Source organism: Streptomyces sp. NPDC060000 (genome assembly GCF_042737375.1).
In the GTDB taxonomy this organism is placed as follows: Bacteria; Actinomycetota; Actinomycetes; order Streptomycetales; family Streptomycetaceae; genus Streptomyces.
This window is the reverse complement of sequence record NZ_JBHWUU010000017.1, coordinates 16,719-30,025: the sequence shown is the minus strand read 5'-3', so window position 1 is coordinate 30,025 and position 13,307 is coordinate 16,719. Positions and strand designations below refer to the sequence as shown.

The 13,307-nt window shown below is 73.3% G+C and carries 12 protein-coding genes; 6 read left to right on the top strand and 6 right to left on the bottom strand.

Features of this window, described 5'->3' with window-relative positions; translation table 11 throughout:
• Positions 1 to 27: 27 nt before the first annotated feature.
• Genes ACFWBB_RS11815 through lnt form a run of 3 tightly spaced genes read right to left on the bottom strand, consistent with a single transcriptional unit; the run spans position 28 to position 3,002 of the window.
• A complete protein-coding gene (locus ACFWBB_RS11815) occupies positions 28 to 831 on the bottom strand; it encodes a 3-hydroxybutyrate dehydrogenase (RefSeq protein ID WP_385269710.1) in 804 nt (267 codons plus the stop codon).
• Between the two features lie 54 nt (positions 832 to 885).
• Entirely contained in the window at positions 886 to 1,365 is a 480-nt protein-coding gene (locus tag ACFWBB_RS11810; RefSeq protein WP_385269708.1) for an NUDIX domain-containing protein, read from the bottom strand.
• Positions 1,366 to 1,391: 26 nt separating this feature from the next.
• The gene (lnt, locus tag ACFWBB_RS11805; RefSeq protein WP_385269706.1) at positions 1,392 to 3,002 is read right to left on the bottom strand and encodes an apolipoprotein N-acyltransferase; all 1,611 of its coding nucleotides are present in this window, start codon (positions 3,000 to 3,002) and stop codon (positions 1,392 to 1,394) included.
• Positions 3,003 to 3,276: 274 nt separating this feature from the next.
• Between lnt and ACFWBB_RS11800 the strand changes: the two genes are divergently transcribed.
• On the top strand, positions 3,277 to 4,296 hold the full coding sequence (locus ACFWBB_RS11800) for an O-antigen ligase family protein (RefSeq protein ID WP_385269704.1): 1,020 nt from the start codon (positions 3,277 to 3,279) through the stop codon (positions 4,294 to 4,296).
• 24 nt (positions 4,297 to 4,320) lie between these two features.
• Here ACFWBB_RS11800 and ACFWBB_RS11795 read toward each other — a convergent pair whose 3' ends face one another.
• Both ACFWBB_RS11795 and ACFWBB_RS11790 read right to left on the bottom strand, forming a co-directional pair.
• On the bottom strand, positions 4,321 to 4,896 hold the full coding sequence (locus tag ACFWBB_RS11795; protein WP_385269702.1) for a hypothetical protein: 576 nt from the start codon (positions 4,894 to 4,896) through the stop codon (positions 4,321 to 4,323).
• A gap of 117 nt (positions 4,897 to 5,013) precedes the next feature.
• On the bottom strand, positions 5,014 to 5,799 hold the full coding sequence (locus tag ACFWBB_RS11790) for a glutamate racemase (RefSeq protein WP_385269700.1): 786 nt from the start codon (positions 5,797 to 5,799) through the stop codon (positions 5,014 to 5,016).
• 57 nt (positions 5,800 to 5,856) lie between these two features.
• Between ACFWBB_RS11790 and ACFWBB_RS11785 the strand changes: the two genes are divergently transcribed.
• On the top strand, positions 5,857 to 7,032 hold the full coding sequence (locus ACFWBB_RS11785; RefSeq protein WP_385269698.1) for a glycosyltransferase: 1,176 nt from the start codon (positions 5,857 to 5,859) through the stop codon (positions 7,030 to 7,032).
• A 49-nt stretch (positions 7,033 to 7,081) separates the two neighbouring features.
• Here the strand turns inward: ACFWBB_RS11785 and ACFWBB_RS11780 are convergent, their stop codons facing one another.
• A complete protein-coding gene (locus tag ACFWBB_RS11780) occupies positions 7,082 to 8,386 on the bottom strand; it encodes a TerD family protein (protein WP_385269696.1) in 1,305 nt (434 codons plus the stop codon).
• A 281-nt stretch (positions 8,387 to 8,667) separates the two neighbouring features.
• Here ACFWBB_RS11780 and ACFWBB_RS11775 point away from each other — a divergent pair, with 281 nt between their 5' ends.
• The 4 genes from ACFWBB_RS11775 to ACFWBB_RS11760 all read left to right on the top strand — a co-directional run bounded on the left by ACFWBB_RS11775 (position 8,668) and on the right by ACFWBB_RS11760 (position 13,304).
• Complete coding sequence (locus ACFWBB_RS11775; RefSeq protein WP_385269694.1) at positions 8,668 to 9,096, top strand: DUF6643 family protein; 429 nt, start codon at positions 8,668 to 8,670, stop codon at positions 9,094 to 9,096.
• 39 nt (positions 9,097 to 9,135) lie between these two features.
• Entirely contained in the window at positions 9,136 to 9,960 is an 825-nt protein-coding gene (locus ACFWBB_RS11770; protein WP_385269692.1) for an MOSC domain-containing protein, read from the top strand.
• Between the two features lie 183 nt (positions 9,961 to 10,143).
• Positions 10,144 to 10,749, top strand: a complete 606-nt coding sequence (locus ACFWBB_RS11765) for a hypothetical protein (RefSeq protein ID WP_385269690.1) — start codon at positions 10,144 to 10,146, stop codon at positions 10,747 to 10,749.
• A gap of 107 nt (positions 10,750 to 10,856) precedes the next feature.
• Positions 10,857 to 13,304 carry a right-handed parallel beta-helix repeat-containing protein gene (locus ACFWBB_RS11760; protein ID WP_385269688.1) on the top strand — a complete coding sequence of 816 codons (2,448 nt, stop codon included), beginning with the start codon at positions 10,857 to 10,859 and terminating at the stop codon, positions 13,302 to 13,304.
• Positions 13,305 to 13,307 lie beyond the last annotated feature (3 nt).

The window sequence follows — 13,307 nt, the reverse complement described above, 5'->3', positions numbered from 1 at the left end:
CTTCGTCCGCGCGGCGCGGCGGGGCGCTCAGTGCGCGGTCCAGCCGCCGTCGAGGACCAGCGAGGTACCCGTCACGAAGGACGCCTGCGGGCCGCACAGGTACGCGACGGCCTCGGCGACCTCCTCCGGTTCGATGAGTCGTTTGACGGCGCTGTCCCGCAGGAGCACGTCGGCCAGCACACGCTCTTCGGGGATGCCGTGCGTCCGCGCCTGGTCGGCGAGCTGCCGTTGCACGAGCGGGGTGCGCACATAGGCCGGATTGACGCAGTTGGAGGTCACACCGTGGGGGGCGCCCTCGAGGGCGGCGGTCTTGGAGAGGCCCTCGAGTCCGTGTTTGGCGGCGACGTAGGCCGACTTGTAGGCGGAGGCGCGCAGTCCGTGTACGGAGGACACGTTGACGATGCGGCCCCAGCCCTGCCCGTACATGTGGGGCAGGGCGCCGCGGATGAGCCGGAAGGGAGCCTCCAGCATCACGGTGAGGACCGTGTGGAAGACGTCCGGCGGGAACTCCTCCAGGGGGGCCACCCGTTGCAGCCCGGCGTTGTTGACCAGGACGTCGGTCCCGGCGGCGGCCGATTCGGCGGCGTCCAGGTCGGTGAGGTCCAGGACGTACGGTTCGACCGAGCCGGGCAGGCCGGCCGCGCTTGCGGCGAGCGCCTCCAGCCCTGCCGCGTCCCGGTCGACGGCGCGGACCGCGGCCCCGGCGGCGGCGAGCCGCAGCGCGCAGGCGCGTCCGATGCCGCCGGCGGCGCCGGTGACGAGGGCGGTCCGGCCGCCGAGGTCGGGTGAGGGGGCGGCGTGACCGGGGGCGACCTGGTGGGGCGGAGTCATGCCTCGACCCTAGGCAGAGCCCGCTCCCCGCCCCATGTGGTCACCGCCCATACTTCATTCGGAAGGCGTGGTCTCGAACCACGTGGGTTCGTCGGAGAGCGCCTGCTTGATGCGGAACAGCTGCCGGTCGTGCATCGGCGGCAGGGCGTCCAGCGCGAACCAGCCCACCTCGATGGACTCGTCGTCGTTGACCCGCGCCTCGCCGCCCACGGCCCGGCAGCGGAAGGTGACGTCCATGAACTGGCATTCGTCGCCGTTCGGAAACGCCATCCGGCTTCCGGCGCGGACCAGGACGACGCGCTCGGGGACACAGTGCACGCCCGCCTCCTCGTACACCTCCCGCACCGCGCAGTCCGCGGGCTGCTCGCCCGGGTCCGGGATGCCCGAGATCACGCACCACTGGTGGTTGTCCGCGCGCTGGCCCAGCAGCACCCGCCCGTCGTCGTCGAAGACGACGGCGCTGACGCCGGGGAGCCAGAGCAGCTGGTGGCCCGCGGTGGCCCGGATCTCGGTGATGAAGTCAGGAGTCGGCATACGGCGACTCTATCCGGGCCGCCCGTTCAGCCGGTCGTGCTCCGCCGGGCCCGCAGCCCGGCGCCGATCGCCCATCCCAGGCCGCCGGCGGCGATGAGGAACAGGGCGATCTCGGGCAGGATGCCCAGCTTCGTCGCCGGCGTCTCCGAGGAGCGCAGGGGCACCTTCTGGACCAGGGAGTCGGCGACGAACATGCCGGTCTTCTTGGTGATCTTCCCGTCCGGCATGATGATCGCGCTGACGCCGCTGGTCACGGGCACCGTGACGGTCCGGCTGTGCTCGACGGCGCGGACGCGCGACATGGCCAGCTGCTGGTAGGTCATCTCGCTGCGGTCGAAGGTGGCGTTGTTGCTGGGCACCGAGATCAGCTGGGCGCCGTGGGTGACGGTGTCGCGCACGGCCCAGTCGAAGGCCGCCTCGTAGCAGGTGGCGAGGCCGACCTTGGTGCCGTTCATGTCGAACACACCCGGCTTGCTGCCCCGGCTGAAGTCCTGGCGGACCATGGAGGTCCAGTTCTTGTTGATGGCGCCGATGAGCGAGCGCATCGGGAGGTACTCGCCGAACGGCTGGACCTGCCGCTTGTCGTACGTCTGGGTGGGCCCCTTGACCGGGTCCCACAGGATCTGCTCGTTGTAGAGCTCGCCGTCCCGCTCGACGACCCCGCCGACCGAGATGGGGGCGTTGATCGCCTTGGCCGCGTTGTCGATGACGACGGCCGCGTCGGCGTAGGTGAAGGGGTCGATGTCGGAGGAGTTCTCGGGCCACAGCACGAGGTCGGGCTGGGCGATCTTGCCCGCCTTGACCTCGGCGGCCAGACGCTCCGTCTCGCGCGCGTGGTAGTCGAGCACGGCCCGGCGCTGGGCATTGAACTCCAGACCGAGGCGGGGGACGTTGCCCTGGATGACTGCCACCGTCGCGGTGCCGTCCTCCGCCTTGTCGCTGACCAGGGGCCGGGCGGCCACGGCCGCTACGACCGGGACGGCCACGCCGAGCAGTGCCAGAGCGGCCGCCGAGCGCCGCACCTCGCCCGAGCGCCGCCGCTTCTGTACGAGGCGCACGACCTCGTACAGGCCGAAGCCGCACAGGACGACGGCGAAGCCGAGTACGGGGGTGCCGCCGACCGCGGCGAGGGGCAGGAAGACGCCGTCCGCCTGGCCGAAGGCGATCTTGCCCCAGGGGAAGCCGCGGAAGGGCACGCGCGCGCGGGCGGCCTCGCCGGCGATCCAGAGCGCCGCCGCCCACAGCGGCCAGGCCGGGAGCTTCGCCACGGTGGCGATGCCCACGCCGACCAGGGCGACGAAGACCGCCTCGATGGCCACCAGGGCGAGCCAGGGCCCGGGCCCGACCTCGACACCGGTCCACACGAGGAGCGGCAGCAGGAAACCGAGCCCGAAGAGGTACCCGAGGCCGAAGGCCGCCTTCCAGCTGCGCCCGCGCAGCACCCAGCCGAGAACGGCGAAGGCCGGCAGCGCCAGCCACCACAGGGTGCGCGGCGGGAAACTGACGTAGAGCAGCACTCCGGAGAGCGCCGCTGCGGCGGCCGGGACGAGGCGCAGGAGCCGCGCGCCGCGCGTGGCCCGCGCGGCCTGGGGCTCCAGCTGGTCCGGCTGGCCCACGGAAGTAGCGGTGACGGTCACTCCGGGAGTGTACGGCGGGTGACCTTTTGGCCGACAGCGCAGTCCGTGGAGCGGCCTGCGGGGGCCGTCCGGGCCGACGCGACTCATCCACAAATCGCCCATCAGCCGTTACGGTGTGCCAGAGTTCCGGTCGTGCGGGTGACCGGGGTCCGTCACGGTTCAGGGCCGTCACGGTCGGGGGCGACCGGTTTCGGGGGGACGGGTGGGTTCCACGGGGATGACGTCCGCGGCCGACGCGGACGGGGAAAGACGAAACGTTTCTGACGCGGCGGGCATGGTCGTGCTCGGGGCCTGTGCGATCTGGTCCCTGGTCACCGCCGCCGTGCACGACGGACGCCCCGAGGGTGTCCTGCTCGCGGTGCTGGCGCTGGCCGCCGGCTATGCGGCGGGGCGGATTCTCGGGGCGCTGCTGCCGGTCGCCGCGCCCTGCGCCGCGGCGCTGGCGGGGCTCACTCTGCCGGTGACCCGGCCCCGGCTCGACCCGGGACCCGAGATCGTCGCGCCGCTGGGCCACGCCGGTGCCACCGCCGCGGTGCTGACCCTGTCGGCCGGTGCCGCCTGCTGCGCCGCCTGGGCGACGCCCGTGCCCGTGCTGCGGTTCGGGCTGCGGCTGCTCGCCGCGGGCGTCACGGTCACCGGGGCCCTGCTGGGCTCCAGCACGGCGGTGGTGACGTGCGGCGCGGTGCTGCTGTGCTCCCTGGCCGCCGGCCGGATGCCCCACCGGGGGCCGGGCCTCGCCGCGTCGGCCGTGGCCGCAGCCCTGGTGACGGGTCTGGTCTGGGCGGTCGCCGGGAACGCCCTGCCCGGCGGCCTCACCGGCTCACTGACGGACCGGCTGACACCGCACCGGGTCGACCTCTGGCGCGACGCCCTGGGCCTGGCCCACCGGGAGGCCGGTCTCGGAGTGGGGCCCGGGCGCTTCGGAGAGCTGAGCAGTGCGCCGGCCCGGTCCACGCCGTCCGACGGCAGGCCGCACTCGGCGCCGCTTCAACTGGCCGCGGAGCAGGGTGTCGTCGGTGTGCTGCTGCTCGCCGCGGTCTTCTGCTGGGTGCTGCTCGCCCTGTGGCGTGCGCCGCGCCCCACGCCGGTCGTCCTCACCGCGGGTGCCGCGCTGACGGCTCTGGCCGCCGTCGCCGCGATCGGCAACGCGCTGAGCTTCACGACGGTGTCGGTGGGCGCGGGGCTGCTGGCCGGCCTGGCCACGGCCCGGCCGCTCGCCGACGAGCCCACGGCGCCCGAAGCGCGGTCGCGGTCCGCCCGGGACCTGCGCCACGGCGACCGCCCGGCCGTCTGACCCGGCGCGCGACCGGTGCGGGGATCAGGGCGCGGTGCCCGTGGTGCCCGTCCGCAGCCGGTCCTTGATGACGCGGACCGCCGACTCCGCGTCGTCCACGGTGATCGTGAACGTGTGACCGTCCCAGAGCCGCAGCACCACGCCCTCCCCGCGGCGGACCACGACGGCCGTGCCCTTGTCCGGACGCCAGCGGTAGCCCCAGCCGCCCCAGTGGCGCGGAGTGACGAGCGGTTCGAAGTCGGCCCCGGCCACATGGGTCAGCGGAATGCGCCGGCGCGGCAGCCCGATGTGGCCGCAGCGCACTTCGAGCGACTCCCTGTCGAGCTTGAGGTCCACGTGGACGAAGGCGAGGGTGCCGAAGAGAACGAGCAGCCCCGCGGCGATACAGCCGACGACGGACATGGCGAGCGGGGCGATGCCGGACGTCCACGCGGATTCGACGGCGAGCTCGATGCCGAGCGCCAGACAGGCGGCGCCGACGAGTGCCAGCAGCCACTGGACCCGGTTGGTGGCGCGCCCGGTCCAGACCTCGGGATGCGGGGCGTCGCGATGCGGGACGTCCGGAAGCGGGGTGCTCTCGTCGTGGGGGTGGTCCCTCATATTCATGAGGTTACTCAGGTTTCGCTGTGCCGGTAGCGCGTTGCGCACGGTGACTGCTCCGCCCGGGCGGTGGGCGGTCCGAGGTCCGGCCCGGGAAGTCGCCTCGCCCACTGGGCGCTACTGGGCCGGGCTGACGACCTGGAGCAGCCGGCCTTCGGCGTAGGCCAGGGCGGGCGCCGGGAGCCCACCCGGACGTCCGCTGAGGAGGACCGTCACGGTGCCGAGGGCCGGCGCCTCGGGTGCCGGCCGCGCGCCGATGCGGCGCAGTGCCTGCGCGGCCACGGCGCCCGCCGAGCCGTGCAGGACGAGCGGCGGCCGCCCGGGGCGCTGCACGGCGGCACGGATGCGGTCGGCGACCAGTTCGTAATGGGTGCAGCCCAGGACGACGGTCGTCACCTCCTCGGGCGTGAGAGCGGCGGCCGCGGTGACCGCGGCGTCGATCGCCGCCTCGTCCGCGTGCTCCACCGCCTCCGCCAGACCCCAGCAGGGCACCTCCGTCACCGGGACGTCACCGGCGAAGTCCTGGATGAGGTTGCGCTGATAGGGACTGCCGGTGGTGGCGGGCGTGGCCCAGATCGCGACGGGGCCGCCGCCGGCCGCGGCCGGCTTGATCGCCGGGACGGTGCCGATCACCGGGATGCCGGGTTCGAGGAGGGACCGCAGCGCGGGCAGGGCGTGCACGGTCGCCGTGTTGCAGCCGACGATGAGGGCCTCGGGCCGGTGCGCCGCGGCGGCCTCGGCGACGGCGACGGCACGCGCGGTGAGGTCCTGCGGGGTGCGCGGCCCCCAGGGCATGCCGTCGGGGTCGAGAGAGAGCACGAGATCGGCGTCGGGCCGCAGGCGCCATACCGCGGCGGTGGCCGCCAGCAGGCCGATTCCGGAGTCCATGAGCGCGATCTTCACCCGGCCACCATAGACGATGTGCCCCTGCGGCCCGGCGGCGTGGGGGAGACTGCGCGCGTGAGCGCCATCGCGTGGATCGCCGCCGTGTCCCTGGCCGCCTGGCTGTGGCTGCTGCTCTGTCAGGGCTTCTTCTGGCGCACGGACGTCAGACTGCCGGTCCGTCAGGAGCCGCGGGAGTGGCCGTCCGTCTGCGTGGTCGTCCCCGCGCGCGACGAGGCGGCGGTGCTGGCCGCGAGCCTGCCCTCCCTGCTCACGCAGGACTACCCGGGCCGGGCGGAGATCTTCCTCGTCGACGACGGCAGCTCCGACGGCACGGGAGAACTGGCGCGCGCGCTCGCCCGGCGGCACGGCGGGCTCCCGCTGACGGTGGACTCACCGGGCGAACCTCCCGCGGGGTGGACCGGGAAGCTGTGGGCGGTGCGCCATGGCATCGGCCTGGCACGCGCGCGTGAGCCCGAGTACCTCCTCCTCACGGACGCCGACATCGCGCACGGGCCCGGCAGTCTGCGGGAGCTGGTGGCGGCGGCGCGCACCGGGGGGTTCGACGTCGTCTCCCTGATGGCGCGGCTGCGGGTGGAGAGCCGGTGGGAGCGGCTGGTGGTGCCGGCCTTCGTCTACTTCTTCGCGCAGCTCTATCCCTTCCGCCGGATCGGCCGGCGCGGGGCGCGGACGGCGGCAGCGGCGGGCGGCTGTGTCCTGCTGCGCACCGAAGCGGCCGAGCGTGCGCGGATCCCGGACGCCATCCGGCACGCCGTCATCGACGACGTGGCACTCGCGCGGGCGGTGCGGGGCGCGGGCGGCCACATCTGGCTGGGGCTGGCCGACCACGTGGTCAGCGTGCGCCCGTACCCGGGGCTGCACGACCTGTGGCGGATGGTCTCGCGCAGCGCCTACGCGCAGCTGCGGCACAGTCCGCTGCTGCTGACCGGCACGGTGCTCGGCCTCGCGCTCGTGTACCTGGTCCCGCCGCTCACCCTGGTCGGCGGGCTCGCCGTCGGCGCCACGACGACCGCGGTGTGCGGCGGTCTGGCGTGGCTGGTGATGGCCGGGACGTACGTCCCGATGCTGCGCTACCACCGTCAGCCGCTGTGGCTCGCTCCCCTGCTGCCGTTCACCGCGTTCCTCTATCTGCTGATGACGGTCGACTCCGCGGTCCAGCACTACAGGGGGCGCGGTGCCGCTTGGAAGGGCCGCACCTATACCCGTCCGGACGCCGTCCCCGACGAGGGCTGAGCCCCGGTGCAGGGGCCTCCGGCGCGCGGGGCCCCTGCTGAGAGGCTCGCTACTTGCGGCCCGGCGTCCAGTTCATGCCCCACCCGTAGACCTGGTCGACGGTCCGCTGCGGGCTGACCCCGCGCTGGGGCACCAGGTAGCGGGCCTCGCGCTGGACGACGAGGTCGCCGCCGTTGTTGGTGATCAGCGCGAGCGCCGCCACCGTCGAGGGGACCGTGCACTCGTCCAGGGAGAAGTCGATCGGTGCGCCGTACTGGGGTTGCAGCGTGACCGTGGCGTGCAGGTCGGCGAAGGAACGGGCGCCCTCGTAGATGGTCACGAAGACGAGGATGCGCCGGAAGTCGTTCTTGTGGTCGAGGTTGACCGTCAGGTTCTCACCGCTCGTCGCGGCGCCGGTGCGGTCGTCGCCGTCGAGGTGGATGTACGGCGGCTGGTGCAGGGCGCCGAAGGCGTTGCCGAGGGCCTGGACCACGCCCTTGCGGCCGTCGGCGAGCTCGAACAGGGCGCACAGGTCGAGGTCGAGGTCGTTGTGCATGGCGACCGCGCGCCCGCGCTTGCCGCCCCACCCCGAGAACTGCTTGCGCATCTCCCAGTTGAGGTTGACGCGCAGGGCGCCCGAGGTGCCGCCCTGCTTGCTCAGGGACACCGACGGGGCCGCCTTGGTGAGCGTCACCTTGGTCAGCCGGACCGGCGCGACGGGCGGAGGCGGCGGGGCCTGGTGGACGGGCGGGGGCACCGCGGCCGGAAAGGCGGGCACGGTCGGCGGCGGGGGCGGGGAAGACTGCGGGGCCGCCGGAGCCGGGGCGGCCGCTCGCTGCGGCTCGTCCACGGCGATGCCGAAGTCGGTGGCCAGACCCTCGAGGCCGGTGCCGTAGCCCTGTCCGACGGCCCGGAACTTCCAGGCGCCCTGTCTGCGGTAGAACTCCCCCAGTACGAAGGCCGTCTCCACCGTCGCGCCGGCGCTGTCGAAACGCGCCACGACGGTGCCCTGCGCGGCGTCGCGTACCTCGATGTAGAGGCCGGGCACCTGGCCGAACGACCCGCCGTCCGCCGAGGCCACGAGGACGACGGTCTCGATCGCGGGCTCCACGCGCGCGAGGTCGACGAGGAGGCTGTCGGTCACCCGGCCCCCCGCGTCGCGCTTGCCCTCGTGGCGGACGGCTCCGGAGGAGTGGGCCGGCTGGTTGTAGAAGACGAAGTCCGCGTCGGAGCGGACCTTTCCGCCCACCAGCAGCAGTGCCGACGCGTCCGTGTCCGGAACGCCGGGTCCCGAGCGCCAGCCCAGTTCGACCCGCAGTGCCGTGGTCGGCACCGGAGCATTGGACCCCTTCGACATTGACATGTACGCCCCCATCGCGTGTCAGTGCACCGGGCCGCACGCCTCGGCACCCTCGGCTTGCCTGTCCGGCCAACCTATTGCGCGGGGCGGAGAACGCCCATCGGGAGCGCGGGAACAGCTCTGCCCCAACCGCTGGTAACCCGCTTGGAACTCGGCCTTTACAGGATCCGACGGGTGTTCGCCGTCCCTTTTTCCCACGTTCGCTCACATTGGGGGGCCGAAGCCACTGCGGACACGGAAATCAACCCTCTTATCGGTCTCCCCAACCAGCACATCGTGGGCTTAACTTATGCACCATGACCTCCCCCCGCTCCACCTACGGCGGCGGCTACTACGCCTCCTTCCCGGACACACCGATCTACGACTCGCTCGTGGCCGAGCGGGGCACCCCGCAGATCGCCCCGATCCGGGTCCCCGCCGCGTACGACATGGGCAGCAGCAACCTGCCCGCGCTGCCGTCGGCACTGCCCGCCCTCCCGGCGGGCCCCTCGCAGATGTCCTACGGCTACCCGCAGGCGCAGCAGCCCGCGCCGTTGCAGCAGGCCCCTGCGGCGTACATCCCGTCGCAGCCCGCCGCGCCGCGCGGCTACCCCGGGCCCCAGGCGCAGCAGCAGCCGCGTCCGGCGGGTCCCGGCACGGGCTACGACGCGATGCGCCCGGCCGCTCCCCGGCCCGCCGCGCCGCAGTACCAGGACCCGTACAACCAGCAGTACCGCGGCTACTGAGCCGACCGGGTTGTCGGTGCCACCTGGCAGGATGACCCCATGGGCCAAGGGGAGCTGCTGTCGATTCACGTCCATCCGGTCAAGGCGTTCCGGGGCCAGTCGCCCCTGGAGGCCGTCGTGGAGCCCTGGGGGCTGGCTGGTGACCGGCGCTGGGCGCTGATCGACGACGGGGGAAAGGTCGTCACGCAACGGCAGCGGCCGCGTCTCGCGCTGGCCGCCGCCGAGCTTCAGCCCGGCGGCGGTGTACGGCTGTCCGCGCCCGGTCTCGAGCCGCTGACCGTGCCGGTGCCCGAGCCGGCGGGCACGGTGTCGCTGGAGATCTTCCGCGACAAGGTGGAGGGGGTCCTCGCCGGCGACGCCGCGCACGCCTGGTGCACCGCCCATGTCGGCGCCGACGTGCGGCTGGTGCACATGGACGACCCCGCGACGCGTCGGCCCGTCGACCCGCAGTACGCGCGGCCCGGCGAGACCGTCACCTTCGCCGACGGATATCCGCTGCTGGCGACCACGACCGCTTCCCTCGACGCCCTCAACTCGCTGATCGCCCAGGACCGGCACGCCGGTGAGGGACCGCTGCCGATGAACCGTTTCCGGCCGAACCTGGTCCTGGCGGGCACCGACCCGTGGGCCGAGGACGGCTGGTCGCGGCTCACGGTCGGCGAGGTCGAGTTCCGGGTCGCCAAGCCGTGCGGCCGGTGCGTCGTGACCACCACCGACCAGGGCACCGCCGCTCGCGGCAGGGAACCCCTGTACACCCTGGGCCGGCACCGGCGCCTGGGCGGCCGGCTCGTCTTCGGACAGAACCTGGTCCCGCTTCGTCGCGGCACGATCAGAGTCGGCGATCCGGTGCACGTCATCTCGTAGTTCCGGCCTCGGTCACCGGACCGGGCGATCCGCGGGAACCCCCGCACGGCCTCGCGGCGTTGGGATGGCGAGAGAAGTTCATGAGAGGTCCCGGGCCCTGGTGATTTCGCTCTCTCTTTCCCCGGACTGGCGCGTGAACGGCTCCAACGGGAGTTATCACGGAGCGGGAAGGGGGTGCGGGCGGTGCGAGCGATCGGCGGAATCTGGCGCTGGCGACACAACCCACTGCGCCGTACGACGGATCTGGTCGAGGCGTGGGTGACGTTGTCGGCCCTGCTGCTGATCCTCCTCGTCGCGCCCGTGGTGGGCTCCCTCGTCGGCGCCGTCGTACAGGACGTCCTGCAGCAGTCGGTCCGCGAGCAGCGGCAGTCCCGCCACGAGGTCACCGCCACCGTGGTGCGTAGGGCGCATGGTTCGCCGCTGGAGGTGGACCCGGAGACGGCCACCGGCCGCGAGGCCCGCACCCGGGTCGTCGCGGACTGGAAGGCACCGGACGGCACGGCACAGCACGGCACGGTTCTCGCGGGCCTCAAGACCCCGCACAGCGGCGACCACTTCGAGATATGGACGGACGGGCACGGCGCGCTGGTAGCCCGCCCGCTGGACTCCGCCACGGCGACGACGCACGCCGTGCTCGCCGGCTTCGGCGCGGCCCTGCTCACCGCAGGCACCTGCGAGGGCGGCCGGCGGCTCATCGTCTGGCGCATGGTCCGCCGCCGCTACGCCCGTTGGGACCAGGCCTGGGACCGGGTGGGCCCGGACTGGGGCCGCACCGGCACCGGCAGCTGACGGCCTTCCGTCTCTGGTCAACCCACCACCCGCGCGCACGCTACGGTGGTCCGGCCGAACCATTCGGCATCAACCCGCGTATCACGAGGTGGGGGCACATCAACGCCATGGCACAGGGCACGGTCCAGGTGACGCACACCGGCACATCGAGGTGGCGGCGCCGCACGGGTGAGTACGCGTCGCTCGCCGCCGCCCTGGAGGCCGCGGCCGAGGGTGACGTCCTCACCATCGCTCCCGGAACCTACCGGGAGAACCTGGTCGTGGAGCGGTCGGTGACGCTGCGCGGCCCCGAGGGTTCCCCGGGTTCCGTGCGTCTCGCGCCCCTGGACGGGGTGCCGTTGACCGTACGTGCCTCGGCGGTGGTGCAGGACCTGCACGTGGAGGGCCAGGACGCGGCCGCGCCCGCGGTGCTCGTCGAGGAGGGCACACCGGAGCTGCTGGACCTCCGGATCGTCACGCGGTCCGCGGCGGGCATCGAGGTGCGCGGCAGTGCCCGTCCGACGGTCCGGCGGTGCACCGTCGACAACCCGGCGGGCATCGGCATCGCCGTGGTCGACGGCGGCGGTGGTGTCTTCGAGGAGTGCGAGGTCGTCGCGGCGGGGCAGGCCGGCGTCTCGGTGCGCGGCGGCGCCCACCCCCGGCTGGAGCGCTGCCGTGTCCACCACACGTCGGGCGCGGGCCTGAGCGCGACCGGCGACGGCTCCTCCCTGGAAGCGGTGGGTTGCGAGGTCTACGAGGTCAGGGGCAGCGGCGTCCAGATCACCGCCCGGGCCACCGCGCACCTCACCGACTGCGATGTGCACCGCACGACCTCCGACGGCGTCACCCTCGACACGGACGCCGTGCTGACCCTTGCCGACTGCCGTATCCACGACATCCCGGAGAACGCGGTCGACCTGCGCTCCCGCTCCGTCCTGACGCTGACCCGCACGACGGTGCGTCAGTTCGGCCGTAACGGACTGTCGGTGTGGGATCCGGGCACCCGCGTGGACGCCAACCAGTGCGAGATCTTCGACAGCACCGGCGACTACCCGGCCGTCTGGGTCAGCGACGGCGCCACGGCGGTCCTCGACTCCTGCCGGGTGCACGACGTACCCGACGCCCTGTTCGTCCTCGACCGCGGCTCCCGTGCGGACGTCGTGGACAGCGACCTGTCCCAGGTGCGCAACACGGCCGTGTCGGTGAGCGACGGGGCGACCGCCCAGCTCGACGACTGCCGGATCCGGGACGCGGCGACCGGCGCGTGGTTCCGCGACCACGGCAGCGGCGGCACCCTCAACAACTGCACCGTCGACAGCACCCAGACCGGGGTGATCGTCACCAAGGGCGCCGATCCCACCGTCGAGCGCTGCACCGTCGACTCCCCCGCCGAGGCCGGGTTCTATGTGTCGGCCGGCGGCCGCGGCAGCTTCCTGAACTGCCGGGTGACGAACAGCGGCGGCTACGGCTTCCACGTCATAGACGGCAGCCGTACGACGCTGCGGAAGTGCCGTACGGAGCGCTGCGCGCGCGGTGGTTACGAGTTCGCCGACGCCGGGGCGGACGCGGGGTCGGGCACCGGTCCCGTGGTCGAGGACTGCACCAGCGACGAGAGCGCGGGCGTGCGGACCCCGGGGGCCGCGGCGGCGCCGGAGACGGCCGTGCAGGCGACCGCACAGTCGCCCGGGCTGCTGGGCATGGTTCCCGAGCAGCGGGTCACCGCCCCGGAGCCGCAGGGGACCGCCGTCGAGCCGGAGACATCGGCGCGGGCCTCGACGGACGTTCTCGGCGAACTGGACACGCTGGTGGGCCTGGAGAGCGTCAAGCGGGAGGTGCGGGCCCTCATCGACATGATCGAGGTGGGCCGGCGCCGTCAGCGGGCGGGACTCAAGGCGGCGTCGGTCAAGCGCCATCTGGTCTTCACCGGCTCCCCCGGCACCGGCAAGACGACGGTCGCCCGCCTCTACGGCGAGATCCTCGCCGCTCTGGACGTCCTGGAGAAGGGGCATCTCGTCGAGGTGTCCCGCGTCGACCTGGTCGGTGAGCACATCGGCTCGACGGCGATCCGTACCCAGGAGGCCTTCCAACGGGCTCACGGCGGTGTGCTGTTCATCGACGAGGCGTACGCGCTGTCGCCGGAGGACGCGGGCCGGGACTTCGGTAAGGAGGCCATCGACACCCTGGTGAAGCTGATGGAGGACCACCGGGACTCGGTGGTCGTGATCGTGGCGGGCTACACGGCGGAGATGGAGCGCTTCCTCTCGGTCAACCCCGGTGTGGCGTCCCGCTTCTCACGGACCATCACCTTCGGCGACTACGGCCCCGACGAGCTGCTGCGGATCGTGGAGCAGCAGGCAGAGGAGCACGAGTACCGGCTCGGCCCCGGCACCGCGGACGCCCTGCTGAAGTACTTCACGGAGCTCCCCAAGGGGCCCGCCTTCGGCAACGGACGTACCGCGCGCCAGACGTTCGAGGCGATGGTCGAGCGGCACGCGAGCCGGGTCGCCCAGGTGGCGGAGCCGAGCACGGACGAGTTGACGCTGGTGTACGCGGAGGACCTGCCCGAGCTGCCCTGATCA

Coding starts and splice junctions, on each gene's coding strand:
- ACFWBB_RS11815 (WP_385269710.1), bottom strand. CDS start 831: ATGACTCCGCCCCACCAGGTCGCCCCCGGTCACGCCGCCCCCTCACCC.
- ACFWBB_RS11810 (WP_385269708.1), bottom strand. CDS start 1,365: ATGCCGACTCCTGACTTCATCACCGAGATCCGGGCCACCGCGGGCCAC.
- ACFWBB_RS11800 (WP_385269704.1), top strand. CDS start 3,277: ATGGTCGTGCTCGGGGCCTGTGCGATCTGGTCCCTGGTCACCGCCGCC.
- ACFWBB_RS11795 (WP_385269702.1), bottom strand. CDS start 4,896: ATGAGGGACCACCCCCACGACGAGAGCACCCCGCTTCCGGACGTCCCG.
- ACFWBB_RS11780 (WP_385269696.1), bottom strand. CDS start 8,386: ATGGGGGCGTACATGTCAATGTCGAAGGGGTCCAATGCTCCGGTGCCG.
- ACFWBB_RS11775 (WP_385269694.1), top strand. CDS start 8,668: ATGACCTCCCCCCGCTCCACCTACGGCGGCGGCTACTACGCCTCCTTC.
- ACFWBB_RS11770 (WP_385269692.1), top strand. CDS start 9,136: ATGGGCCAAGGGGAGCTGCTGTCGATTCACGTCCATCCGGTCAAGGCG.
- ACFWBB_RS11760 (WP_385269688.1), top strand. CDS start 10,857: ATGGCACAGGGCACGGTCCAGGTGACGCACACCGGCACATCGAGGTGG.